Below are 26,481 nucleotides of genomic sequence, written 5' to 3' on the forward strand. Positions count from 1 at the left end.
GAGGCTGACCCTTATAGGATCAGCCTCTTCTTATTTTGTATCTAGAATTTCTTATTCAGAAACTACTTCGAAAGGAATTTCTACAGACACTTCTTTGTGAAGTTTAAGTAGAGCTTTATAAGAACCAACTTCTTTTACAGCTTCTTTTATAACGATTACCTTACGGTCAACATTATAACCTTTCTTTTCCAAAGCCTCAGCTATTTGGATATTAGTAACAGATCCGAAGATTGTTCCTGTTGAACTTGTTTTTGCACCGATAGATAGAGTTACTCCTTCAAGTTTCGCAGCAATTTCTTGAGCGTCTTGTTTGATTTTCTCTAATTTATGAGCACGTTGCTTCAAGTTTTCAGCCAACATCTTCTTAGCAGATACTGTCGCCATTACCGCTTTTCCTTGTGGCAAAAGGTAGTTACGTCCATAACCATCTTTTACAGTTACTACGTCATCTTTGTAACCAAGATTGGCAACGTCTTCTTTTAATATAACTTGCATATCTTTTTCCTCCTTTTTTTAATTATTTCATCATATCAGTTACGTAAGGAAGCAATGCCAAGTGACGAGATCTCTTAACAGCTTGTGCTATACGACGTTGAAACTTCAACGATGTTCCAGTAATACGACGAGGTAAAATTTTACCTTGCTCGTTTAAGAATTTTTTCAAGAACTCAGGATCTTTGTAATCGATATACTTGATACCATTCTTTTTGAAACGACAGTATTTCTTCTTTTTGACATCAACTGAAGGAGGAGTCAAATATCTGATTTCTGATTGTTGTGCCATGATTAATTTTCTTTTTTAGTTGATGATTTAAGATTTCTTCTTTTTTCAGCATACTGATGAGCGTACTTATCCTGACGGAAAGTTAAGAAACGAATAACTTTTTCGTCACGACGAAATTGTAGTTCTAACTTAGCAATAACCGAAGGGTCTGCATCAAACTCAACAAATGCGTAAAATCCTGTAGATTTCTTTTGAATAGGATAAGCTAATTTTTTTAGCCCCCAATTCTCCTCACTAACAATCGTAGCACCTTCCTCAGTCAGAATGCCTTTGAATTTTTCTACCGCTTCCTTCATCTGAACGTCAGACAAAACGGGAGTCAAAATGAAAACGGTTTCGTAATGATTCATAAATAATTTAATATAAACTTGTTAAACAATAAAGTTTTTCGAGCCGCAAAGGTAAGATAATATGCTCTAAAAACAAAATATGAAGTTAAATATTTTATCTAATCTAAAGATATTATACCTTTGCGAATACCTAGAAGTAATTTAATTGAGTAATAAGTTAAGATATGGATCACGAAAGCGAAAATAGCGAACTAATAGAACTAGAGTATATCTTTCCTATAATCAATGGAAAAGTTTCGATGGCTATTAATCGGAAAATGTATCGTAATTTCAGAAAGCACGGTTTGGATATTACTCCCGAGCAATGGACAGTACTTTCTTTCTTGTGGCGTCAGGATGGCGTTTCACAGCAAACCCTTTGTGATGCAACATTCAAAGACAAGCCGAGCATGACCCGATTAGTAGACAACCTCACTAAACTTGAATTAGTTGAACGCCGCTCAACCCCTACCGACCGTAGATCTAACCAAATCTATCTAACAGAAAAAGGAGCAAGTATAAAAGAGAAAGCCAACGAAGCAGTAAACGAAACCATGCAATACGCCTTTGCTGGAATAGATCAAGAGGGACTTAACCAAGCACGGTCCATTTTAAAAATAGTATTCAACAATATACAAGAATCTTTATAGGCCCTATGCAGCAATAACAGATACGACATAAAACAAAAAGGGAGGATAATTTGCATTATCCTCTCTTTTTGTTTTCTTCACCTTACTTTCACTTATAACTATTTAAAACCTTAAGTAATTCATCCTTCGTATATACACCTACTAATCGTTGCATCTCCTTACCATCCTTATAAATAAACATAGTAGGGATAGTCGAAACTCCTTTAGCTCGCGCAACAGCTTTATAATCATCAACATTTAGCTTACCAACCTTCACATCTGTTTCTTCTGCAACTTGCTTTAAAACAGGTTCCATTTTACGACAAGGACCACACCAAACTGCCCAATAATCAACCAGCACAAGTCCTTTTGATACTTCCTCATCATACGACTTAGAAGTAAGAGTAACTATTTTGTTTTTTGTATCTTTTTTATCTTGAGCCACAATAACTAGAGAAAATACAAACAAGAGAGATAATACAATACTTTTTTTCATTTCATTCAACTGATTTATATTGAGTAAAAAGAGTCACATTGATTACTCAAATGCGACTCTCATGTTATGGTCTAAAGAAAATAATTATTCTTAGCTATAAGAATTTAACTTATTCTCTGTCTTGAAATTTATAATCTTTCAACATTTCCTGTAATCTCTTTCGAGCAAAGAAGATACGACTCTTAACAGTTCCGATGGGTAAAGTCAGAGTTTGAGCGATTTCTTCGTATTTGTAACCTGAAACGTGCATAGTAAATGGTACTTTATATTCGTCAGAGAAACTGTTAATTGATTTTGTTATCTCTGCAATAGTATATGCACCCTCCGGGGTATCAAATCCCGAATCCTGTGGCAAATTAAGATGATATAGATTTTCTGTTTGATCTACAACTGTTTGCGTACGAACGATTCTTCTGTAGTTATTTACAAATATGTTATGCATAATTGTAAACACCCATCCTTTGAAGTTTACGTTTTCATAATACTTTTCTTTATTATCTAAAGCACGAAGAGTTGTTTCTTGCAGCAAATCCTTAGCTTCTTCTCTGTTTGTTGTTAGAGTCAAAGCAAAATTCATCATATTGTTTTGAAGTGCGATTAGTTTGCCTTCGAAGCCATTTGCGTTGTTTTCATCATTTTTCATAACCTTATCTTTTCTAGTGTTAAAGAAAGAACAATCCTTTATATTATAATAAAATACTTGGATAATCCTACACCACAAATATACAATCTTTTTACACGTTTAAAAATAAAATAAAGTTTTTTTCATTCAACAAATGTTAACTCCACTCACACAAACAACACAACCAACTGTATATCAACAACAATTACGGTGACACAATAAAGATAAAGTTAGTTAAATAAGGCATAAACTTAATCTATCAACAAATTTGGAAAATAGAAATTAATCATAAACATTTGACAAAATGACAGTCTTTTCGAGTATGGCATCCTTTTTGGTTTAACCTTCGAGAGAATCATAACAAAATATAAAATATAACATCATGGAAGAAAGAAAAGGTCATATTGGGGTTACCACAGACAACATATTCCCCATTATCAAGAAATTTTTGTACAGCGATCACGAAATCTTTTTAAGAGAGCTCGTTTCTAACGCAGTAGACGCCACACAAAAGCTTAAAACACTATCATCTTTAGGTGAATTTAAAGGTGAGTTGGGAGATACAGCAGTAAGAGTATTATTAGATAAAGAAAATGGTACAATTACCATCTCTGACCGAGGTATAGGTATGACAGAAGAGGAGATCAATAAATACATCAATCAGATTGCTCTATCTTCAGCCAACGAATTTTTAGATAAGTATAAAAATGATGCCAATGCAATCATAGGTCACTTCGGACTAGGTTTCTATTCAGCATTCATGGTTTCTAAACAAGTTGAAATTGTGACTCTTTCTCACAAAGAAGGTTCTGAAACTGTAAAATGGAGCTGTGATGGTACTCCTGAGTTCACCATAAGCAAAGCTGACAAAACCGAAAGAGGTACAGATATTATATTATATATAGACGACGAAAATAAGAACTTCCTTGAACAAGGCGAAATAGATAAGTTACTTAAAAAGTATTGTCGTTTCTTACCTGTACCTATTGTATTTGGTAAGAAAACTGAATGGAAAGACGGCAAATCGGTAGAAACAGAGGAAGACAATGTTATTAATGACACAACTCCTTTGTGGACTCGCAAGCCTGCTGACTTAAAAGACGAAGATTACAAGAAATTTTATCAGGACTTGTACCCTTTTACTGATGAACCCTTGTTCTGGATACATCTTAATGTAGATTACCCGTTCAAATTGACAGGAGTACTTTATTTCCCTAAATTGAAGAGTAATGTAGATCCTCACAAGAATAAGATACAGCTATATTCTAATCAGGTATTTATTACTGATTCGGTAGAAGGTATCGTTCCTGAATTCCTTACATTGATGCATGGAGTTATAGACTCTCCGGATATTCCTCTGAATGTTTCGAGATCTTACCTTCAAAGCGACCACAATGTGAAGAAAATCTCGTCACACATTACTAAAAAGGTAGCCGATCGCCTAGAAGATATATTCAAAAACGACCGCCCTCAGTTCGAAGAGAAATGGGATGATCTTAAAGTATTCATCGAATATGGTATGCTTACCGATGAGAAATTCTACGATCGTGCTCAGAAATTCTGCTTATTAAAGAATACTGATGGTAACATCTTCACATTCGAAGAATATAAAACTCTTATTTCAGGAAATCAAACAGACAAAGAAGGTACACTGATCTATCTGTACACAAACAACAGAGAGGAGCAATACTCATATATCAATGCAGCAAAAGATCATGGTTACGATGTTCTTTTACTTGACGGACAACTAGACGTGCATTTAGCAGGAATGCTGGAAAGCAAATTTGAGAAGAGCCGCTTTGTACGTGTTGACAGTGATATAGTTGACAATCTGATTAAGAAAGAAGACATTGCTGATGCAGACTTGACTGATAAACAAAAAGAAGAATTGAATGAGACTTTCAAATCTCAATTACCTAAAATAGAAAAAGTAGAATTTACGTTCGATTATAAACCATTGAACGAAAACATTCAACCAATTCAGATTACACAAAACGAGTATACTCGTCGTATGAAAGAAATGGCTGCTATGCAAACAGGAATGTCGTTCTACGGAGAAATGCCCGACAATTTTACAATGGTTATAAACACCAACCACCCATTAGTAAAACAAATTATTACTGATGTAGATGGTAAAGATGCCGAAGCTGTTGGTAAATATGCCTCCGAAAATCCTATTATCAAGCAATTGGTCGACTTGGCACTACTTTCAAACAACATGTTGAAGGGTGAGAGCCTAAGCAATTTCATCAAACGTAGTACTGAACTGATTGCAGGTAAATAAGGTCACAGACCTTCTTTTAATACAGAGTTACATATTATAAAAAATAGGATACTCTATAATAATAATGAAAGCTGGTCGAGTATATCGATCAGCTTTTTTTATATATCATCATTCAGACTAATAAGTAATTCAATAATACTCTTTTATCTATAAATCAAAATAAAGTATTATATGACAAACCATAATACAAATGAGAATAAAGGAGCAAAAACAAAAGTTCCTCTCTTACCACCAACAAAGAAAATAAAACACTCACAAACAAACAATTAACAAAACAAACAGAGATACAAACAATGTGTACTTTAGAATTAAACAGTAAACATAAACGTCTCTTTTTTTGAACAACTATGCCCAATACAATAAAAGAAAGAAACAATAAACACAAAGACATTGTTTGAAGTACTTGTGCTATACATTTTCTCAAAAAAATACAAATAACAAGGAGGATATCTTAATCAATATAAAAATTGATAAACGGGGAATCATCCTATACACATTTTGTTAACTTTGTATCTCTTAATTTTAAACAAAAAAGTAGATAGATAAAACATATGAAAAAAGGAATATTAGTTCTAGTATTTATATTGTCTTTCTTTTCGGGAAAGCTATTAGCAGACGGACCTGTGTCCTGGAAAATGAGTATAGCAGATAAAGGCAATGGCGAAATAGAATTAGTAGCCAACGCAACTGTTGCCCCAGGATGGCACCTGTACGATACACAAATACCCGATGGAGGACCTTTCCCTACATCAATATCTATTGATGAAATAAAGGGAGCCGTAGCAGTGGGCACATTCCACGCTGTGAACTCTAAATTACATAAAGATTTTGATAAAGTCTTTGAAATGGAAATTGGCTACTATGAAAAGACAGCCACTTTCGTTCAGAAATTCAAAATAACTGACAAAAGTAAATTTGTACTAAAAGGAGATATCAGAGCACAAGCTTGTAACGATAGAGAGTGTACACCTCCAATCCCTATTGATTTTAGCTTTACTTCGGGAAATTTACCTGCAAGTGTAACAGTATCAACTGATGCTAAAGATGTTCAAGCAACTACATCTGAATCAACAGATACTATCACCACAGCAAACACCGACAGTATTTCGCAAGCTCAAACAACAGACTCTCAAAACAGCGATCTTTGGACACCTGTTATAGAAGAGGTTAAAGCTTTTGGTGCAGCAGGTGATACTTCTAACAGATCGCTTCTGTATATTTTCGGTGCTGGATTTATCGGAGGGCTTATTGCCTTAATGACTCCTTGCGTATGGCCTATGATACCTATGACTGTAAGTTTCTTCTTGAAAAGAAATAAGAAAAACAGAGGCAAGGCTATTAAAGATGCCATTATATATGGTCTGTCTATTATCGTAATATATGTATTGCTAGGATTATTAGTTACCGCAATATTTGGAGCTAGTGCCTTGAATGACTTGTCTACAAGTGCATTATTCAACCTCATATTCTTTGGATTACTTGTATTCTTTGCAATATCGTTTCTCGGTGCATTCGAGCTGGTGCTACCTGCCTCTTGGACTAACAAGATAGATAGCAAAGCCGATTCTACAACGGGAATCATTAGTATATTCTTCATGGCATTTACACTTGCCTTAGTATCATTCTCTTGTACCGGGCCTATCATCGGCACATTACTTGTTGATGCTGCCAGTTCGGGCGATGTTATAGCACCTGCAGTAGGTATGTTTGCATTTGCATTTGCATTATCCATACCATTTGCCTTGTTTGCTATTTTTCCTTCTTTACTAGAGAGCATGCCTAAATCGGGAGGATGGCTCAACTCGGTTAAAGTAGTTTTAGGATTCCTTGAACTTGCTTTAGCTCTTAAATTTCTATCGGTTGCAGATCTTGCCTACAAATGGGGGATTCTCGATCGTGAAGTATTCTTAGTATTATGGATCATCATTTTCGCATTGCTAGGTTTATACCTATTAGGCAAACTGAAATTTGCACACGATAGCGATCTCAAATATGTATCTGTACCCAGATTATTCATGGCAATTATATCGCTTTCTTTTGCCCTTTATCTTGTTCCGGGACTTTGGGGAGCACCACTAAAATCTGTAAGTGCATTTGCCCCACCATTGTTCACACAAGATTTCAATCTGTATGACGGAGCCGTTCATGCTAAGTTTGACGATTATGAGGCTGGAATGGAATATGCAAAGAAAAACAACAAACCTGTTATGATTGACTTCTCAGGATTCGGTTGTGTAAATTGCCGTAAAATGGAAGCATCGGTTTGGACAGATCCTCGTGTAAAACATTCTTTGGAAAACGACTATGTATTGATTACATTGATGGTGGATGACAAAGAAAAACTACCCGAAGTGATAGAGGTTCAGGAAAATGGTAAAACCACTAAACTGAAAACTATCGGCGACAAATGGAGTTATTTGCAAAGACATAAATTTGGAACTAATTCTCAACCTTACTATGTATTGCTTGACAATGCAGGTACGCCTATCGGTCCATCTTATGCATACGACGAAGATGTAGATAAATACTTAAACTTCTTGAAAATAGGAGTCGACAATTATAAAAAATAAGGTCATAAACCTTTTACTATAATTTAAAATAGCAGATCTAGAATCTGCTATTTTCTTTCATAAACATTACGATGAATACAAGAGAGCAAAAAATGGAAGCTTTTGGACGTTTACTCGACATTATGGATGAGTTGCGTGTAAAATGCCCTTGGGATGTGAAACAAACAAACGAAAGTCTCAGAACAAACACAATAGAAGAAACCTACGAATTGTGCGAGGCAATCATTAAAGACGATAATCAGGAGATTAAAAAAGAACTGGGCGATGTTCTGCTTCATATTGTCTTCTACTCTAAAATAGGTGAAGAGAAAGGCGAATTTGATGTTGCCGACGTATGTAATTCTCTTTGTGATAAACTTATTTACCGCCATCCACACGTATTTGGAGACGATGCTGCTAAAACAGCAGGCGAAGTTGAGCAATCGTGGGAGCAATTGAAGCTGAAAGAAAAAGGAGGTAACAAAACAGTACTCGAAGGAGTTCCTGCCTCACTACCTTCAATAGCTAAAGCACACCGCATACAAGATAAAGCTCGTAATGCAGGTTTCGACTGGGAACAGAAAGAAGATGTATGGACAAAGGTAAAAGAAGAGATTAACGAATTCGAAACCGAAATAAGCTCTATGGATGCCCATAAAATGGAAGCCGAATTTGGAGACTTATTCTTCAGCCTCATAAATGCAGCCCGTCTATATAAAGTAAATCCTGATAATGCATTGGAGCGTACCAATCAGAAATTTATTTACAGATTCAATCATATAGAGCAGGGAGCCAAAAGGCTAGGCAAGAATCTAAAAGATATGACTCTTGAAGAAATGGATATTCTTTGGAACGAAGCTAAAAACATAGTCCTATAAATAAGGTTGTAGACCTTTTTATTGCTTTAGCTGAGCTAACAACCAGAGACAGTTAGGGTGATAAAATATCGCATTAAATATTTAACATTACTAAATTCCAGATTATGGCTATCATATCTATCATAGTAGCAATAGACGAAAAAAACGCTATTGGGAAAGACAATCAACTACTGTGTCATTTACCTAATGATCTTAAATACTTCAAAAGTGTAACACAAGGTCATACAGTAATTATGGGGAGAAACACTTATGAATCTCTACCCAATGGGGCATTACCCAATCGCAGAAATATAGTATTAAGCCGAAACAAAGATCTACAACTTGATAGATGTGAAATGTCCTCATCTTTAGAAGATGCGATAGCTTTATGCGACAGCGAAACTGAGGTCTTTATAATAGGAGGGGCAACTGTATATGCCAAAGCCATAGATTTAGCAGACAAGCTTTACATCACTTACATTCACCATCAATTTGAGGGTACTGATGCATTCTTTCCAAAAGTAGATAAGAATAAATGGATAGAAAGTTCACGCATTGAAAATGACGCTGATGAGAAGAACAAATATGCTCATACTTTTGTTGTATACAATAAGATTTAAGGATCAACAGCATAGCTAAAAAATGAAGGAGGCTATATCAATAATTGATAATTACCTCCTTCTCATAGCATTAAATATATTTCATTAATACACACTAGGTGTATTATCTACATTAACCGATAAAGACACAAACTCACACAAAAGACAGATTTACGACTTTAAATAAATCATTTTGAGCTACAAATATAGAGTTATTAAACCACAAAGTCAAAATAAAATCAAATAAACTATAAAAAAGAAATATTCAAGAACTTCTTTTTTTATAAAACTATTGCTGTTTCTACATTGTTTTATATTTGTAACGAATAATCTTACTCATTAAGGTCTCAGATCTTTTTATTTTTTGGCTAATAAATCCACTGTAAGAAGTTATAGCATAAAATATTTAGTATTACTAAATTACTCAAATTCATCCCATGAAATATATAATATACTTATTAATAACACTTTGTGGCTCTACGCTAAACATTCATGCTCAGGGAAATCTAAACAAATCTTGGACAAAGCAAAACAGACTACTGAGAAATAAAGTTCTCACATTCTCATTCACAGAGTCTAGAAATGAATTAAGGCATAGCTACCAGCCATGGGATCAAACAAATTACCAGATCAAAGGTGATGTGTGGATTACTCTCCAAAGTTTATACAAAAAAGAAAACATGTTTATTAATGGTAAACCTGCTTCATCATTATTACAGTACGATCAAAACACGATGCTATTCTCCGATTATGGAAGCGATACTCTAGCAACAATTACTAAAGATGAGCATCGCAAACAACTATATCAGTCAGCAAGATACACTCCTACCCTTTTACTCGAATATTTTTACAATAGAAAAACCAAACTAGAATCGAATACTGATTCTATTTACAACACATATCTGGAGGTAATAAATGAAGCTCGAATAAGACTCTTTATAAACAAAACTACAGACTTGGTCGATAAAATAGATATACTAGAGAATGATGATTTCTTTGGTAATATTAATTCGACTTTCGAATATCGTAATTACATAAATCACCAGACATTATTTATACCGAAAGAGATTTTGATCTCTAAGATAAATGGAAAGTTAAGAGACTCTATTTCTATAAACTCATTCAAAATCGAAAATAAGCTACCTGTATTACTTACAGTTCCTCTCAAATACACTCTCAAAGAAAGTCTCCACGACAATACATCTATAAGCTTAGAGAAATATAACGACCACATCTACTTTTTATATTTAGAACATACCGATAGTAAAAGTTTAGTAGTAGAATTTAAAGATTTCTTATTGGTTGCAGAAGCTCCCCTGAATAGTAAAAACGGAGAGATGATTATTAACGAGATAAAGAAAGCGTTCCCTGATAAACCAATTAAGTTTTTTGCTTTTGGGCACCACCATCCTCATTATCTGGGAGGTGTAAGACCATTTATACATGAAGGTGCAAATATTCTATCATCAATGGGCGATTTCGATTATCTCACCTATTTGACTAGAAACTCTCGGACGCTTAAGCCTGACAGCTTAGAATTAGACCGAAAAAGACTCAATGTAAATATTCTAGGAGAAAGCAGAACAATTACCGATGATAATTATTCGATGCAAGTTATCAATATAGGAGAAGACTCACATCACACTAAAGATTATATTATATTCTATTTCCCTAAAGAGAAGATTATTTTTGAAGGGAATTTAGTTTGGATACCTAGCAACGGCAGAGCAACAGACAAGGTAAGCAGCAGACAGAAAGGGCTGTATGAAGCCATACAGAAGTTGAATCTCAATGTAGACACTATTTTTCAATCATGGCCTATCAAAGAATTCAGCTATAAATCTAAAATATCCTTTAGAGAATTAGAAGAGTCAGTTAAGGAATGATTATATGATGGAAAGGAGTCATAAAAACAACTCCCTTCCCAAAGCATTATATCTTTAATTTGATATGTATCTTGCCTAATAAATAAGTACACCCAATCACCAAGAAAGAAAATACAATAGAGTTGAGTACACCCATCGTACCCACTTTAGCCCATTGGGGTAAACTAATATTTACCAAAGCAAAAATACTATACAAAATATAGGGTATTAAGTAGCAAGTAAGGGTAGCGGTTCCGGCAGGCTCTATAAACTTGAACCAACCAGTAAGATCTTTTTTGTCGAGCCAATATAGAAAGAAATAAGCCCCGACACCAATAGCTAAACAATAAAATACCCAACTAGGTGTCTCGCTGAGTTTCGAGATAATCCAATATTGATGTGAGACAAATCCTGCAATACAAAATAGTAAACTCGCTGCAATCCCTCCAAGAATCCATTGAGAAGGCTTCTCATTTATTTTTTCGGCATACTTCACTCCTATAACAGAAAGCAACATACCACCCATAGTAAATGCAGGCAGTGCGCCATTACCAACATGTAATATGCTTAATATTTGATTGAAGAAATTACCACTAGGCAAATTTAGAATAGCTATTCCCTCTCTCGTTGTAGAGAGCAATATACAAATGAGAACAAATAGCAACCAAGCACCGAACAGATATTTTAATCTGTCGCGACTAAATAAGTATATGAATGCACACAAAAAATATGTCCAACCAATAAGTCCTAAGATTCCCCACCAACGAGCAGAAAATACACCTTCGTCATTATCCCTAAATATAATTGCCAGAATTAGTAGAATGATCATTCCTAAGATTTTCAAACCTGCGTATAAGTTTCGAACAGACTCTTTCTCCGTCCTTCTATATATATTCCATATAAGGAAAAAGCCTGCAACCATAAGTAAACGGTAAACAGGAAGAGACAAACCTGTGGAAGAAGAAACACCACTTTCGGTATTAACAATAAACACGCCCATGATCAGAAGTGCAGCAGTACGACTAAGTATATGAGCAACTGTACTCACCCCTGTTTCGCCTTTCGAAAAACGTCTTTCGATGGCAAAAGGGATAGACATCCCTACTGAAAACAGAAAACAAGGGAAAACAATATCTGCCAAGCCCAACATATCTTCGCCTAAAGCAGCATGCCCCAACCATGCAGGAACATCGCTCACAGTCCATAAATCGTTCACAAAAATCATCAATAGCATAGTTACTGCCCTAAGCATATCTATCGCATGATTTCGTTGAGAAAAATCATTCACTCCATTTTTTATCATAACCAATTGTTGCTATTATATATAAATAGATCTATGACCTCCTTACTTAAAAGGGTCACCTTTTTTATTCGAACTTAACACCCATTTGAAAGCATTGATGAATAATAGCTTCTGAGTAGCATCAGTAAATTCATCATCACCATGCCCCATATTGAGATATATCATTCTATATTTTTTATTAGTCCACACAATAGGCCAATCACCATGAGTAACTACATCTTTTATACCTAATGGATAATTGTCTTCCGAAATACTTACTAATACTTCAACATCTTTATTCAACCTCGGACTTGGAAACCATTGATACCATTCGCTCTCAGGAGCAATAAACGAAACGGGTAAATTCTTAGTCACAGCATGAGAGGGATTGTCCATCTCCAATTTTACAGGTTGTGGAGGCCAGTTGTTACAATAGAAAACTCCACCACCCAGAAATTGAACAAACCACGGCCAATTGGTATTCTTGTCGTTATATGCCGACACATGAAAACCCATCCAGCCACCGCCATTCTCCATATACTTTTCGAAAGCTGCTCGCTGTTCTTCAGATTCGGGATACCCATTGAGCATAATTACAATATCGTATTCTTTAAGTTTCTCATAAGTATATCCAGAAAAAGTATCGGTTACATCCAATATAAAGCCATCGCCATAGTTGAGTCGCTTAAAAAAACTGAGTCCTTCTTTGGCAAAATCAACATGTGCCTCTTCGGCATTAGTAGTCCAATACACCAAAGCCTTGAATCGTGGCTTAGATGCGTAATTACCGGGATAATTATCTGGAATCTGCGCATGTAAGCATAAGCTCAGAATAAAGAGAGATAAGGTAAGAATAATCACCTTTGTATTTTTCATAATCAATATTTATATCATTATTTATTCAGATGCCCATAACAAGGCATTGCGAAACATAGTCGTGAAGTCTTCGGATGCAAATAGCGAATTGCTATGTCCAATTAGAAAATAAACATTTCGGGCTTTTACTTTTTCGTTGATCCATATTACAGGATGATCGCCCATCTTAATATCCGATTTCGGCTGGTAAGTAGATTCATCCACATGCGCCAATACCTTTACATTACGGCGAGGATTGACATCGAAAGTATACCACTCATCATTAGGTATCAGAAAAGAATCGTGTACCCCTTTCATAATTGGATGTTCTCTATCCTCCACTCTTACTGTTGCCGAAGCCAGAGGAGCAATGTAGTTTTTAAACTTAATACCTCCCAAGAAGTCAGAAAACCATTGCCATAAAGGATAGCCATCGAATTCGCCCAAAAGAGAAGCATGATGAAAGCCAACCCAGCCTCCTCGTCCATTTTCAATATAGTCAACAAAAGCTGTTTCAGCTTCCTTTGTCCATGTATAGGGTGGAAAATCGAGTTGCAAAAACACTTGGTATTCCGACAAATATTCTTTAGTAATATTCTGAGTATTATTAATCTCGGTAAATTCGAAATTGAGCTCCACACTCTCCTCACTCAACCAACTGAGTGCAGCATCAGTAAAACCTCCATGCTGTCCTCCCCTTTCGGTTAGCACCAATACTTTGAAGGTTTCCTTTTCAGCAGAGCTTCCTTCCGAGGCATTCATCTCAAAAACAGCAAGTAAGCAAATAGACAAAACAATAAAAACAATACGAATATTCATAATCATTTTATTATTTATCCATTACACCTCTATATACAGCCTTACGTAATGTACCATCAGCATCGTCTCCTGCATATTCCCAATACATAGCACCTCGTAACCCCATCTCTTTAATATAATTGCATTTGAGTTTTATCGACTGCTCATTTTCGTATCCACAGATAAAAGCTCCCGCACTATCCGAAATATAAGGAGCTTGGGCTTGTGCATCCCATTGCCTGATATAATTGTCGTCTAGTTTTATTATTTTCTTATAGTCTATAAAGTCTGCAAAATCTTTTGTGCCACGTCCATAAAAAGGAATACCTAACACCAATTGGTCGGGAGACATACCCGCAGCTATATGAGCTTGTACAGCCTCATCTGCCGATTGACGTACATTTTCTGATTTATAGAGGGCTGAATGATGCCAAGGAGCGCTACCCATATCGTATGACATGATATTAACAAAATCAAGAGACTTACTTACCGATCTGAAATCAATATATTTACCATTAGCAGCAGTGGCTATTGTTAACAATTTGTTATCCCCTATGGCAGCCCGAATATCTCTCATCAATAAAGTGAAGTTTTCAGTATCATCGGGAGAGGACGATATACCACCCACACTCGATGTAGGATATTCCCAATCGATATCTATTCCATCGAGTTGGAACTGAGAGACTACACGTTGACAATCTTTAGCAAAAGATTTGCGTTTAGCTTCATCCGCTGCCATTTCGCTAAACCGTCCACTACCCCATCCTCCTATTGAAAGCAGGATATTCAACGACTTATTTTCCTTTTTCAGAGCTACTATCTCTTTCAATCGATTTTCATTATCAATTCTGACCCCATCAAAAGTATCGGAGACGTGCCCAAAAGCATAATTGATATGTGTGATATAGTGAGGATCGGGCATATCTTCTGTCCACGAAGTGACATAGGCAATAACCACTTTAGGTGGATTGGCTTGAAGATACGGACTACTCGAAATATAACATAACAAGCATAAAATAAATAATGTAAAGTGTCTTTTCATGTTCTTTGTGCTTTTGGTTTCAATATAAAGATATATAAAATATAAGTTCGAAGTCTAAAAATTGATAAATGACAACAGGATTCAAGCATAATTTCCTGAATCCTGTCATACTAGTAAATTAAATAAAAAGCGGAAATTATTTCAAACTAAATGAAATCTTACTTTTAATATCGGTTGACGATGCTCCAATCAGAGCCTCAAAATCGCCATTCTCGGCAACCCAATCGTGCTTATCAGCATCAAAAAAGCTCAATGCTTCTTTATCGATGGTAAAGGATACTGTTTTCTCTTCACCCGCTTTTAAGAATACTTTCTCAAATCCCTTCAATTCCTTTACCGGACGTGGTAAAGACGATTTAAGATCGCTAATATACAATTGCACTATTTCGGCACCATCGCGACTACCCGTATTCTTCACGTTTACACTCAGTGTTACTTGGTCGTTTATGCCCATTTCTTTCTTATCACCAGAAACTTTCCCGTAAGCAAAGGTGCTATAACTAAGTCCATGACCAAACGAAAATAAAGGTTTTATCTTTTCTTTATCAGCCCAACGGTATCCCACAAAAATGCCTTCTCGGTAAGTAACCTCATTGTCTACTCCTGGATATTCTTTCAGCGCATGAGCTCCATTATCCTCCAGTTTCACCGGAAAAGTAAAAGGTAATTTACCCGATGGATTAACGTCTCCCACAAGTACCGAAGCAATAGCATTGCCTGCTTCTGTACCCAAATACCATACCTGAACAATAGATGCCACTTCATTCACCCAAGGCATGGCAACCGCATTGCCCGAAACATTTACGACTACTATATTTTTGTTCACTTTAGCCAGTTCTGAGATTATTTTGTCTTGTTCGTAAGGCAAGCCTAACCCCAGACGATCATCTCCTTCGCTATCTTGGTGTTTATTTTTGTTTAACCCACCAACAAACAAAACAATATCTGCTTCTTTAGCCGCACTTAAAGCCTCATCCAATAGTTCTTGAAAACTACGATTATCGAAAGTATCTCCAGCACTTAATCCATCTTGCCTCTGTCCTTTTTCGCCTACATAACCTCTGGCATAGATAACTTCGGCTTGAGAACCTACTCTGGCTTTGATACCATCTAAAGGAGATATTTCATATTTCGCTTTTAACGAAGAACTTCCACCTCCTACGGTCATCGCTTTTATAGCATTTTCGCCTATTATGGCTATCTTTTTTGTTTTACTCAAATCGATAGGAAGTACATTATTTTTGTTTTGCAACAACACAATACCCTCTTCAGCAATTTTCTTTCCAGCCAAAGCATGCTCCTGAGTTCCGAAAGAACCCGAAGGGCGATTTGCACTCATATTGGTACGAAAAACCATACGCAGAATATTGCGAACCTTTTTGTCGACTTCTTCTTCCTTCACCTCTCCCGATTTTAATAGCTTGAGAAAGGGTTGAGCCAAATAATAATTATCATAAGCATTACTAGCTCCTTCACTAAGTCCATTAGTCCATGTTCCAAACTCCATATCAAGCCCATGATAGATAGCTTCTTTGGTATTTGACACACCACCCCAATCAGAAACTACAACTCCATCGAATTTCCATTCATCTCTCAGAATATCATTCAAAAGATACTGATTATGACATGCCCATTGTCCTTTGTATTTGTTATATGCTCCCATTATCGCCCATGCTTTACCCTCTTGCACAGCGGCTTTGAAAGCAGGCAGATAAATTTCGTACAATGTACGATCATCTACATTAACATTCACAGTATGACGATCTACCTCCTGATTATTCAGAGCAAAGTGTTTTACACAAGCCGCAACACCATTCGATTGAACTCCCTGTATATAAGGCACAACCATTTTAGATGCCAAAAACGGGTCTTCACCCATATATTCGAAGTTACGACCATTGAGTGGCGTACGATAGATATTAACACCGGGAGCTAATAGTATATTCTTGTTACGATAGCGAGCTTCTTCACCTATTACCTTTCCATAAAGTACTGACATCTCAGGACTCCATGTTGCAGCTAAACAAGTTAGTGCCGGAAAGGCGATACAAGAATCGTTAGTCCATCCTGCTTGATTCCACTGATCCCAAAACACTTCGGCTCTTATTCCGTGTGGTCCATCGGATGTCCAATTCTCAGGAATACCCAATCGGGGAACTCCTGCCGAACTAAACTTAGATTGTGCATGACACATTGCAACCTTTTCTTCTAAAGTCATGCGAGACAGTGCATCTTCTACTCTTTTCTCTATATCGGCATTCGGGTCGAGATACACAGGTTTCTGCTGTGCTAGCAATGAACAGCAGAGCAGTAGTGCACCTGCCAATATTGTGCTTTTGATTATCTTCATCGTCTATATATATTTAAGGTTATTAACTGTTTAACTGCATAATATCCGATTTACAAATATTATTCAGGCTTCAACCCCAATGCTTTGATGTAATCTTTTTGAATTACGTTATTTTTGAATTTACTGTTTTCAACAAACCCTTGCATTGCTTTCCACGACTCATTCTGATCAGGACGAGCATCACGAATCTCTTTGTATGTGCCACGCACTGCTTCCGAAAAAGCCACAACCTTATCCCATCCGGCAGGAGGAGTAATACCCACAAACGACGATCCATCGATTTTCTTGTAAGGCCAGAATGTCCAACCAATATTGTTTTCTTCCATTACCTTGCAGAATGATGCCATCCACTCGTTGGTATTATGACCTATCTCGCCCATATACATAGGTAGATTAACACTGTCTCTGAATTGAATTATAGATTGGATAGCTTCTTTGGTAGGCTCTCCACCATAACGATGGCAGGTATACATAATCTTATCATCGAATTTAGAATCTGTAAAAGGCTTGAAGTTCCCATTCCATTGCGAACCGCCCAACAAAATAATGTGATTGGTGTCTACTGTACGAATTGCAGCAACCACTTTTTTGTATAGAGGCTCCAATTTTGCATTCAACTCTTCCATATTAGGAAAGTAAGGAGCAATAGGCTCATTAACCAATTCGTATCCTAAAATGATTGGCTCATTTTTGTAATAATCGGCAATACGAGTCCATATTTCAAAAAATTGTTTTTGTGATGCTTCACTCTCTAACAGCCAAGGATAACCGAAACTATCGTCAATATTATCACCGGTTTGTCCTCCGGGAGCATCGTGCATATCAAGAATCAAATACAAATTGGTTTTCTTACACCAGCTAATTAGCGTATCTATACGGGCAAACCCATCTTGCTGACCTGTGATACCCATATAATCTTCATCGGTAAATAACTTGTAATGAAACGGTAAACGGATAGTATTTGCTCCGGTAGATGCTATAAACTCAATATCATCTAATGTGATATAATTATTCTTGAATTCTGTCCAAAACTCTTTAGCCAAATCAGGTCCAACAAGTTCACTAAACATCTGATTCATTCGTCCTGGAGAATTGGTCTTGTTAAAACCAAACATATATCCCTCAGGATTCATCCAATTACCCAGATTGGTTCCTTTTATAAACAATTTCTCACCATTAGGCATTATTAAATCCTGTCCGCTCACCCTTACAAAAGCTTCGGCAGGCAAGTCTTGCTTTGTGGCTTCAGTTTTACAACTCACAAAGAGTATTGCAAACAACACGCAACAACAAAAATTAAGGCTAATTCTCTTCATTTAATTTTAGGTATTATGGTTTTACTTAAAAGATTTCATTACAAAGCGAGATTATTTCTTCTCAATAATGCCTCCAGAAAATAATAGTCAGCATAATTAATCGGCACATCTATTTCGCTGTTTCCAGGAAGATGCCCTGTTGAGTGTAATAATAAGAAGCCTTGAGTTGTGTTCTCCTCAGCTCGGTATTTCTCAATTAAACTCGCCAGCATTTGATCAGCCCAAGCTATATATTGTTCTTTATTTTCGGGACTATATCCTGCTAATTCATACAATGCAGATGCAATTATACATGCTGCCGAAGCATCTTTAGGTGCATTAGGTATTGAAGGATCATTAAAATCCCAAAAGGGAACCATATCAGCAGGTAAAGTAGGATTAGTGAAAACGAAGTGAGTGATACCTTTAGCTTGATCCAAAAATTCGGAATCTTGCGTATAACGATACGACATTACATAACCATACAAAGCCCATGCCTGGCCTCTTGCCCATGCCGAAGGATCGGAATACCCCTGAAAAGTTTGTTTCTTAATAGCTTCACCACTAATGGTATCGTAGTCAATAACGTGATAAGAAGAGAAGTCGTCTCTGAAATGATTCTTCAATGTGGTTTTTGCATGAGCAATTGCTATGTTGCTATATGTAGGATCATTAGTCAATTTAGATACTTCGAATAATAATTCCAAGTTCATCATATTATCTATAATCACCGGATATTGCCATACCTGACGATTCCAATCCCATGAACGAATAGCACCCACCTTACTATTGAAGCGTTTCGATAATGTTTTTGCCGATTGAATCACCACCTCTCTGTAATCATTATTATTAGTCAGTTTGTATCCATTACCAAAAGAGTTATACATTTTAAAGCCAACATCGTGCGATGTATTGTCGTATTTCTCTTCTTCTATCAACATACTGAATTTATCAGCCTCATTTTTCCATTTCGGGTCATTTGTATATTGATATACAAACCACAACGAACCGGGAAAGAACCCCGAACACCAATCACGAGGGTTTACCATGTGCAAACTTCCATCTTTATTGATAGAACGAGGTATTACCTGATTGCCTTTAACCGAAAGCATAGCTTCATCTACACACTTAAGAGCATAATCGAACTGTGTTGTTGTAAAATCAAACATCGCTTTAATTGGATCTTCTCCTCCATAGAGCAATAGATTTCTGTCCGATAGATTCAATTGCTTATATTTATTATATAATTGCAAATAATCTTTTCGAGAAGGATCGCTCGACGCAATACGATAAAGATCGTTGCACAAATTAGCCTTTGAATCTTCCCATCCACTTATCTGCTGATAAGGCCACACAGATACTTCTTTACCTAAAAATGAAGCTAAATAATCTACTGCACCATAAATACTTCTTCCGTCAGCAGACACTGCACTATATAAATCTCTATTTACTTTTTTAGCAGTGGCTGCCAAATCTATCATATGACTTAGGTTATACTGCGAATAATGAAATGCTAAGGTTCTCCACAACTCATTCGGCTGTTTTCCATCAGGTTCTATCTGAGTGTAAATTCTTTTGGCAGGAAATGCATCTATAACCTTTTCTGCTTCTTTGTTTTTTCCTGCAAAAAGCAAATAAGTAGCCAATTGAGCATCGTATGCTGTACTATGATTATTTTTCGCTGCGTCTTCTTTTTTACCCTGTGGACTTGTTTGCAACCATTTAGCAAAAGTGGCAAACCACAATTTCAACCCTTCCTCATCTTGAGAGGTATAAGCTGATGATCCCTTAAGCAATTCTACACTACTCAACATCGACACAAAAGAATAAGAATCTATTAACCCTTCGGGACGCCCTTTGGAGCCATCTCTTCCGGGTATAAACTGAGAATAATTAAGATTAGGATTCATTTTTGTGTCCTTATTCAAGAACCAAGCACGAAGCAATTCTACTGCTTTATCAGCATAACGCTGGTCGTCGCTATAAAAATAAGCCAAAGATAGTGTATTGACTGCCGAACACATTTCACCTAAACGATTACGGTCATACTTATCCAAATCGGGGTTCGATTGTCCATCTTTAAACACATACGGCAAATTGTCTTGCGCATCAGGATTAGGCCACCAATAGCGGCTCAAGCTTACATAATCGTGTTTATTACCACTTGGAGGTAATATCTCCTTGAATGTTACAGAATATACGCCGCCTTGCAATTCTTTTTCTGCCTGGTGGAGTATATTTTGATAAGCATTTGCATAAGTGAATGTATGCTTGTTACTCTTTATTTCGTTCAGTTTATTAATATCCCATAGCCATTGTGCATATATTGGCGAAAAGGAAATAAACAAGACAAGTATCAGTATAGATATTTTTTTCATAGATCAATCAACAACGTTTCCAACTAAAAAAGATTTAAGGTTTTGAAGCCTTAGATCTTTTCCTTTTTTTCTATTCTGTATATCTTGATTGGATAAAGATTCTTTACTTTTAGTTCTCTACCCAATCAAGATTGACAGATTTAATTTAGTTTCTAATTTATTATTTCAGTGCACCTTCATTGGCAACTGTCGGCCATCCCGGATTTTGATAAATAGGAGATGTAGATATCGTTTGACCATCATTTGCCGTTAACAAGAAATGCTTGATAGCAATAGGCGACAAGTAGTGTGCCTCCGTAAAAAACAATCCTTTATAATACAAATTGGCTGTTGATACCTGATAAGGACGAGTGTATAAACTCAACGTTGGGGACGACACTGTATTCTTCTTGTCATCAACTCCATAAATCAGTTTAGACTGATCGTATTTATCCTTCATCGAACCCCACAATTTGCAACCTTCTATTTGAAAACCGTTCAACTGATCCATTGCTCTCCAACGAAGCAGGTCATCGTAGCGTACACCTTCTCCGATAAACTCACATCTGCGTTCACGTCTGATATTATACAGAGTTCTATCTATCATTTTTCCGTGAGAATATACACCCCAGTCATTCAACATCTCTTTGTTGAGATCGGTAGCTGCAATAGTTTTAGAATAATCGGCATCTACACCTGCACGTGTACGAATAGCACGCCAATAGCTATCGGCTTTACTATCGAGCTTACCATTTCTCTCATAATAAGCTTCCATATAAATAAGATAAGCTTCGGCTGCTCTAAAAATAATGGGAGCAGTAGCATCTTTGTTCAATTCTTGATTCTTGAAGTCGTGAGAGAAACCTTTTCCGATTAAATAACCGGTAGATGTAGAATATTTCACATCATTAGAATAGATCATTGGAGCCTGATCAAACTTCTCAATATTGATGGTATTGATAAAGGTTTTTACTTCACCCGGTGCTTTCATAAATAATTTCCAACGCCAGTCTCTGTTTACTTTCGTGTCCTGAATATAATCGTCGCCTGCATAGTTACTGCCCGAAGCATATACAGGAAGACCATTTTCCATAAGAAACGACTGTTCCATCTGATGAGTATAACCCCGTGCATAGCCGTAGTAGATATGGTGATTGTAATCTGAACCGACATTAATATCTGCATTGTAAGGGCGATACATCAACACCTCACCATACGAACTCGGATTGGTAGACGAGAACATATCGTAATATTGATTCACTGCCTGAGATGTAGACTCTCTAAGCACTTTGTTGTTTGTAACCAAAGGAATAGCATCTGCTACCTGCCCTGCCGCACTTATTGCTTGATCTAAGAAAAACTTGATCTCGGCATCTGCACTACCACTAGGGAACTGATAACCTTTGTTATAATCTTTATCAGCTCCCGGCCATCCGCTACCCAGAGGTACTAATGGTGTTCCTGCATGATATTTTTCCCAAGTACCTTCGAATAAGGCAACTCTTGCCTTCATCACCAAAGCCGCATTTTTAGTAATACGTACTTTACCGCCTACAGGACTATTATTTAGTAATTCAATCGCTTTATCTAAATCGCTCAATATAAATCGGGCTACTTCATTACGTGGTCTACGTTTCGATATTTCAACTAAGATACTTTGATCATCGGGATAAGTTTTATCCAGAATAGGAAAGTCTCCCAGCTTACGTAATCGGTAATAATACTGATAAGCCCGGAGGAAATATCCCTCACCAATGTAATGCTTGATATTAGTAGCATCGCCCGATATTTTGCCAGCTTCGAAATTTGCCACTGCATTTTCCAAATAATAATTGAGTGGGTAGATGCGTCCGAAATCCCAGTCACCATCATTCGCAGGAGTTTTCCACTGACCCGGTAAATAACGATTGTTCGATTCACGGGTTGTTGCATTATCGGTTCCCATATCTGCTCCATACAGTGCATTTATTGTAGGGAAATAGCTATCTGCCGATTCGCCCGGTCCGTTGAGGTAATATCTAATGGTATAGGCTGCCAATTGACTCTCTTCTAACAAATACTTTTCGGGAGATACAGACGATGGCGGTGTTATATCCAAATAGTCATTACAACTGAGCAATGCCATGAAGGAGCAACCCAACAATATTCTCTTTGTAGTTTTTATATATTTATTATTTTTCATCGTTTCATTACATTAAAAGTTAACACTCAGACCAAATGAATAAGTCTTAGATAGAGGATAAACAGTACTGTTTGCTTGACTATTGTCTTGAATTCCGATACCTACGGTTTCGGGATCCATTGTGCCTGACAAACTGGTTATAGTCAGCAAGTTTTCTCCTGAGAAAAACACTCTTAAGTTTTGAAGTTTCAGTGCATTTGTCAATTTCTTCTGGAAAGTATATCCTAATTGAAGATTCTTCAATCGCCCATAAGCAGCATTTTGCAAATAGCGAGTTTGCACCTTGTTATTTTTAGTATTGAATATTGGACGAGGATAGTACGAGTTTAGATTCTCACCCAGAGGATTGTCTGATGTACGGAAATAATCAAGATGATCCTTGAATGAAGTAGACCACCATTCGCCATCTGTTACACCCCAAAATGTCATATTATTATCACCAGGCCAGTAATCACGTTTAAGCACACCTTGCCAAAACATTTGTACATCAACCCCTTTCCAGGCCGCATTCACATTAAAGCCAAATAAGTAGCGAGGCGTATTGTTTCCTATCTTTTTCATATCCCCCATATCATTGAGCGTATAGCTTCCATTGCTTATTTTGCCATCACCATTCAAATCTACATACATAATATCTCCGGCTGTCCACTGACTACCCAATCCATCCTGACCTCCGTTTGGCATCGTAGCCAAGTGTGCTTTCATTTCTTCGTCAGTCTTAGCTATACCCAAAGTAGTATAACCATATATATTGCCTATCCATTCACCCTCGAGGTATGTACCTAAATTTCCGGTAGGGTTACCATAGCGTAACACTTTACTTCGTGCATCAGATAAATTCAAACGTACACCATAGCTAAAATCTTGAATTCGATCACGCCATTCTACTTGCAACTCCCATCCCGTAGTTTTCAAGTCTGTATTATTGGTACGAGGAACATCTGTACCCAAGCTGGCAGGAAGCTCGATACCTGGACCTAACATATCTTCGGTCTTACGTACGAAATAATCAAACGAACCGGTCAATCGTCCATTGAGAGAAGAAATATCAAAACCAAAGTTGGTTGTTTTCACCTTCTCCCATGTCAATGTAGATGTTACTAGCTTAGGAGCATTTGCTGTATTAGGTTTAGCTCCATTGATCAACCAGTTACCATTAGCCGAATTAACATCTATGATTCGGTAAGTAGGATACAAACTGTTTGTATTTTGATTAGCCAAAGACCCATAAGACATTCTAAATTTAAAAGTCTCTATTTTGTTTGCTAAAGGTTTCCAGAAATCTTCACGAGCCATATTCCATCCCAAAGAGAAAGAAGGAGTCAGAATCCATCGATCCTCTGAACGGAAACGAGACGAACCATCGTATCTCAAATTTCCTTCGAAAAGATAACGACCATCGAAGTCATAATTTACACGGCTGAAAAAACCTGCATTCGCCCATTCTTCGTAAGCTCCCGAAATTCCAAAATTAGATACATTGTTAGTTGTCAAATTCAAGACAGGCATATCTGTCGAAATCATATCAGAGCGTTGTGCTGTTGCATTTCTGTACTTTTGCTGCTCACTCTGAAAACCTCCTGTTACAGCAAAACCATGCTTATCTAAATTGAAGTGATAGTTCGAATAAATATTCGGATTCAGGAAAGTAGACTTGTATGAATACTCCGATACTGCATTTTGGCTATATCCTGTCATAGTAGCCGCATATGTTTTCTCCGGATCATCAGCATAGTGAGAATACACTATTTTGTGATCCCAGTGATTCCAATTATTATCAATCTTCACATTCATCTCGCCGATGATGTTCCAGTTCTTGATTGGAGTAAATGTAAGACGTCCTTGTTGAACCAATCCATCATTCTGATCCTTGTGTCTACCTCCGTCTTTCAATGCACCTATATAATTGATATCCGACATGTAGTAACCATTAGGGTCATAAACCGGACGAACCGGACGAGTACGACGCAACACATTATTATAGAAATCGTTGTACATTACTGCCGGACGAGAATAGTCGGCACGTACATAACGAGTCATATAATCAAGTTGTACATATTTGGTTAACTGTGACGATATTTTAGCAGTCAAGTTGTAACGTTTATAGTTATCAGTACCATAACGCATAAACCCACTTTGATCTAAATAATTAGCAGACAGATAATAGGTCAGTTTATCAGATCCTCCACTTACGCTGGCATTGTGTTCCTGAGAAGGAGCCCATTCACGAAAATATTCTTGCAGCCAATCCACATTGCCCCATGTAAAATCATAATCCCATTTGCCATTACCTTGAGCTTTAGCAACATCATTAGGTGCCAATTTACCTTCATAATAATCTTTTACCTTTTGTTTATACTCCTCAGTATAATAGTGTGTATTATTCTTATTATACATTGCATCATCGTAGAAATTTACATACTCCCACGAACTCATCATCTTAGGTAACTTTATTGGAGTATTAAATCGAAAACTATTGTTATAGTTGATCACAGCACGCCCCGATTTACCTTTCTTGGTTGTAATAAGTATCACACCAAAAGGCGCTCTTGATCCATAAATAGAAGCTGCCGCCGCATCTTTTAATACCGATATATTATCTATATCCTGCGGATTGATAGTATTAATATCGCCTTCCATTCCATCAATCAAAATCAATGGTGAGCCACTCGAAAAGTCGCCGATAGTACCCGATCCACGTATATTGATCGATTTACTGGCATTAAGTTCCCCACCCTTTCCTGCATTCGAGATATTAAGCCCGGGGACTACACCTTGCAGAGCCATGGTAGCAGAGGAAACAGGTCGAGATTCAAAATCTTTGGCAGAAGCTGTACCTACTGCTCCCGTCAGGTTTACTTTCTTCTGTACACCAAATCCTACAACTACTACTTCATTTAGAGCTTGAGTGTCTTCACCCAATGCGATTCGCATGTTAGCAGTTGCTTTTACCTCTTGTTTCTCGTAACCAATATACGAGGCAACAAGAGTACTGCCCAAGGGGGCTTCTAAAGTAAAGTTTCCGTCAATATCAGAGATCGTACCATTGGTCATCCCTTTCTGTACGATAGCCACGCCAATCAAGGGTTCATGCGAAGAGGCATCCACAACAATTCCTTTGATGGATGTATTCTGAGCAAAAGCTTCTAAAAACAAAAGCATTGTGAACATGGTAAGGAGGGTCTTTCGACTCCTCAGGAAGATTTTCTTTCTGTTCTTTTTCATGAATATTTAGTCTTAAAGTTAAACATCGCGGACAGCCAAATTGAGGACTGTTTCCGTTTTCATTTGATTAGTAATAGACTT

At 36.9% G+C, this 26,481-nt stretch carries 18 protein-coding genes and 1 pseudogene; 6 read left to right on the forward strand and 13 right to left on the reverse strand.

Annotated features, from left to right (window positions below):
- Nucleotides 1-51 precede the first annotated feature (51 nt).
- From rplI to rpsF, 3 genes are read right to left on the reverse strand one after another with little or no spacing between them, the layout of a single operon-like run.
- Nucleotides 52-495: a 50S ribosomal protein L9 gene (gene rplI / locus HGC4_RS07385; protein WP_050709486.1), complete on the reverse strand. Its 444-nt coding sequence runs from the start codon at nucleotides 493-495 to the stop codon at nucleotides 52-54.
- A gap of 22 nt (nucleotides 496-517) precedes the next feature.
- Nucleotides 518-787 (reverse strand): 30S ribosomal protein S18, encoded by a 270-nt coding sequence (rpsR, locus tag HGC4_RS07390; RefSeq protein WP_185099960.1) that lies wholly within the window; start codon nucleotides 785-787, stop codon nucleotides 518-520.
- Entirely contained in the window at nucleotides 787-1,134 is a 348-nt protein-coding gene (gene rpsF / locus HGC4_RS07395; RefSeq protein WP_050709488.1) for a 30S ribosomal protein S6, read from the reverse strand. Before rpsF ends, rpsR begins: the two co-directional genes overlap by 1 nt.
- A gap of 164 nt (nucleotides 1,135-1,298) precedes the next feature.
- Between rpsF and HGC4_RS07400 the strand changes: the two genes are divergently transcribed.
- Nucleotides 1,299-1,763 carry a MarR family winged helix-turn-helix transcriptional regulator gene (locus HGC4_RS07400; RefSeq protein WP_050709489.1) on the forward strand — a complete coding sequence of 155 codons (465 nt, stop codon included), beginning with the start codon at nucleotides 1,299-1,301 and terminating at the stop codon, nucleotides 1,761-1,763.
- A gap of 88 nt (nucleotides 1,764-1,851) precedes the next feature.
- Here the strand turns inward: HGC4_RS07400 and trxA are convergent, their stop codons facing one another.
- The gene (trxA, locus tag HGC4_RS07405) at nucleotides 1,852-2,238 is read right to left on the reverse strand and encodes a thioredoxin (RefSeq protein ID WP_082204110.1); all 387 of its coding nucleotides are present in this window, start codon (nucleotides 2,236-2,238) and stop codon (nucleotides 1,852-1,854) included.
- A 109-nt stretch (nucleotides 2,239-2,347) separates the two neighbouring features.
- Complete coding sequence (locus HGC4_RS07410) at nucleotides 2,348-2,881, reverse strand: RNA polymerase sigma factor (RefSeq protein WP_050709490.1); 534 nt, start codon at nucleotides 2,879-2,881, stop codon at nucleotides 2,348-2,350.
- Nucleotides 2,882-3,242: 361 nt separating this feature from the next.
- Between HGC4_RS07410 and htpG the strand changes: the two genes are divergently transcribed.
- The 5 genes from htpG to HGC4_RS07435 all read left to right on the forward strand — a co-directional run bounded on the left by htpG (nucleotide 3,243) and on the right by HGC4_RS07435 (nucleotide 11,035).
- Complete coding sequence (gene htpG, locus HGC4_RS07415) at nucleotides 3,243-5,144, forward strand: molecular chaperone HtpG (RefSeq protein ID WP_050709491.1); 1,902 nt, start codon at nucleotides 3,243-3,245, stop codon at nucleotides 5,142-5,144.
- A 551-nt stretch (nucleotides 5,145-5,695) separates the two neighbouring features.
- Nucleotides 5,696-7,714 (forward strand): protein-disulfide reductase DsbD family protein, encoded by a 2,019-nt coding sequence (locus tag HGC4_RS07420; RefSeq protein WP_050709492.1) that lies wholly within the window; start codon nucleotides 5,696-5,698, stop codon nucleotides 7,712-7,714.
- A 71-nt stretch (nucleotides 7,715-7,785) separates the two neighbouring features.
- The gene (gene mazG, locus HGC4_RS07425; RefSeq protein ID WP_050709493.1) at nucleotides 7,786-8,571 is read left to right on the forward strand and encodes a nucleoside triphosphate pyrophosphohydrolase; all 786 of its coding nucleotides are present in this window, start codon (nucleotides 7,786-7,788) and stop codon (nucleotides 8,569-8,571) included.
- A gap of 104 nt (nucleotides 8,572-8,675) precedes the next feature.
- On the forward strand, nucleotides 8,676-9,170 hold the full coding sequence (locus tag HGC4_RS07430) for a dihydrofolate reductase (RefSeq protein ID WP_050709494.1): 495 nt from the start codon (nucleotides 8,676-8,678) through the stop codon (nucleotides 9,168-9,170).
- A 416-nt stretch (nucleotides 9,171-9,586) separates the two neighbouring features.
- Complete coding sequence (locus HGC4_RS07435) at nucleotides 9,587-11,035, forward strand: MBL fold metallo-hydrolase (RefSeq protein ID WP_157258186.1); 1,449 nt, start codon at nucleotides 9,587-9,589, stop codon at nucleotides 11,033-11,035.
- Nucleotides 11,036-11,081: 46 nt separating this feature from the next.
- Here HGC4_RS07435 and HGC4_RS07440 read toward each other — a convergent pair whose 3' ends face one another.
- The 8 genes and pseudogenes from HGC4_RS07440 to HGC4_RS07480 all read right to left on the reverse strand — a co-directional run bounded on the left by HGC4_RS07440 (nucleotide 11,082) and on the right by HGC4_RS07480 (nucleotide 26,400).
- Entirely contained in the window at nucleotides 11,082-12,317 is a 1,236-nt protein-coding gene (locus HGC4_RS07440; protein ID WP_050709496.1) for a DUF5009 domain-containing protein, read from the reverse strand.
- 42 nt (nucleotides 12,318-12,359) lie between these two features.
- A complete protein-coding gene (locus HGC4_RS07445) occupies nucleotides 12,360-13,172 on the reverse strand; it encodes a ThuA domain-containing protein (RefSeq protein ID WP_050709497.1) in 813 nt (270 codons plus the stop codon).
- A gap of 21 nt (nucleotides 13,173-13,193) precedes the next feature.
- A pseudogene (locus tag HGC4_RS19050) lies at nucleotides 13,194-14,991 on the reverse strand (glycosyl hydrolase family 18 protein).
- A 136-nt stretch (nucleotides 14,992-15,127) separates the two neighbouring features.
- Nucleotides 15,128-17,341 (reverse strand): glycoside hydrolase family 3 C-terminal domain-containing protein, encoded by a 2,214-nt coding sequence (locus tag HGC4_RS07460; protein ID WP_050709499.1) that lies wholly within the window; start codon nucleotides 17,339-17,341, stop codon nucleotides 15,128-15,130.
- Nucleotides 17,342-17,400: 59 nt separating this feature from the next.
- Nucleotides 17,401-18,657, reverse strand: coding sequence for a glycoside hydrolase family 5 protein (locus HGC4_RS07465; protein ID WP_050709500.1), 1,257 nt, complete (start codon nucleotides 18,655-18,657; stop codon nucleotides 17,401-17,403).
- Between the two features lie 38 nt (nucleotides 18,658-18,695).
- On the reverse strand, nucleotides 18,696-21,014 hold the full coding sequence (locus HGC4_RS07470; RefSeq protein WP_050709501.1) for an alginate lyase family protein: 2,319 nt from the start codon (nucleotides 21,012-21,014) through the stop codon (nucleotides 18,696-18,698).
- A 160-nt stretch (nucleotides 21,015-21,174) separates the two neighbouring features.
- Nucleotides 21,175-23,175, reverse strand: a complete 2,001-nt coding sequence (locus HGC4_RS07475) for a RagB/SusD family nutrient uptake outer membrane protein (protein WP_050709502.1) — start codon at nucleotides 23,173-23,175, stop codon at nucleotides 21,175-21,177.
- 12 nt (nucleotides 23,176-23,187) lie between these two features.
- Complete coding sequence (locus HGC4_RS07480; RefSeq protein ID WP_050709503.1) at nucleotides 23,188-26,400, reverse strand: SusC/RagA family TonB-linked outer membrane protein; 3,213 nt, start codon at nucleotides 26,398-26,400, stop codon at nucleotides 23,188-23,190.
- Nucleotides 26,401-26,481 lie beyond the last annotated feature (81 nt).

The sequence above is a fragment of the Dysgonomonas sp. HGC4 genome (genome assembly GCF_001261715.1).
GTDB lineage: Bacteria > Bacteroidota > Bacteroidia > Bacteroidales > Dysgonomonadaceae > Dysgonomonas_A.

Excerpts from the sequence above, each read along its gene's own strand:
- HGC4_RS07400 (WP_050709489.1), top strand. The coding sequence starts at position 1,299 with ATGGATCACGAAAGCGAAAATAGCGAACTAATAGAACTAGAGTATATC.
- htpG (WP_050709491.1), top strand. The coding sequence starts at position 3,243 with ATGGAAGAAAGAAAAGGTCATATTGGGGTTACCACAGACAACATATTC.
- rpsF (WP_050709488.1), bottom strand. The coding sequence starts at position 1,134 with ATGAATCATTACGAAACCGTTTTCATTTTGACTCCCGTTTTGTCTGAC.
- HGC4_RS07430 (WP_050709494.1), top strand. The coding sequence starts at position 8,676 with ATGGCTATCATATCTATCATAGTAGCAATAGACGAAAAAAACGCTATT.
- HGC4_RS07410 (WP_050709490.1), bottom strand. The coding sequence starts at position 2,881 with ATGAAAAATGATGAAAACAACGCAAATGGCTTCGAAGGCAAACTAATC.
- trxA (WP_082204110.1), bottom strand. The coding sequence starts at position 2,238 with ATGAAAAAAAGTATTGTATTATCTCTCTTGTTTGTATTTTCTCTAGTT.
- HGC4_RS07435 (WP_157258186.1), top strand. The coding sequence starts at position 9,587 with ATGAAATATATAATATACTTATTAATAACACTTTGTGGCTCTACGCTA.
- HGC4_RS07480 (WP_050709503.1), bottom strand. The coding sequence starts at position 26,400 with ATGAAAAAGAACAGAAAGAAAATCTTCCTGAGGAGTCGAAAGACCCTC.
- rplI (WP_050709486.1), bottom strand. The coding sequence starts at position 495 with ATGCAAGTTATATTAAAAGAAGACGTTGCCAATCTTGGTTACAAAGAT.
- HGC4_RS07445 (WP_050709497.1), bottom strand. The coding sequence starts at position 13,172 with ATGAAAAATACAAAGGTGATTATTCTTACCTTATCTCTCTTTATTCTG.
- HGC4_RS07420 (WP_050709492.1), top strand. The coding sequence starts at position 5,696 with ATGAAAAAAGGAATATTAGTTCTAGTATTTATATTGTCTTTCTTTTCG.
- HGC4_RS07465 (WP_050709500.1), bottom strand. The coding sequence starts at position 18,657 with ATGAAGAGAATTAGCCTTAATTTTTGTTGTTGCGTGTTGTTTGCAATA.
- HGC4_RS07440 (WP_050709496.1), bottom strand. The coding sequence starts at position 12,317 with ATGATAAAAAATGGAGTGAATGATTTTTCTCAACGAAATCATGCGATA.
- HGC4_RS07460 (WP_050709499.1), bottom strand. The coding sequence starts at position 17,341 with ATGAAGATAATCAAAAGCACAATATTGGCAGGTGCACTACTGCTCTGC.
- HGC4_RS07475 (WP_050709502.1), bottom strand. The coding sequence starts at position 23,175 with ATGAAAAATAATAAATATATAAAAACTACAAAGAGAATATTGTTGGGT.
- HGC4_RS07470 (WP_050709501.1), bottom strand. The coding sequence starts at position 21,014 with ATGAAAAAAATATCTATACTGATACTTGTCTTGTTTATTTCCTTTTCG.
- mazG (WP_050709493.1), top strand. The coding sequence starts at position 7,786 with ATGAATACAAGAGAGCAAAAAATGGAAGCTTTTGGACGTTTACTCGAC.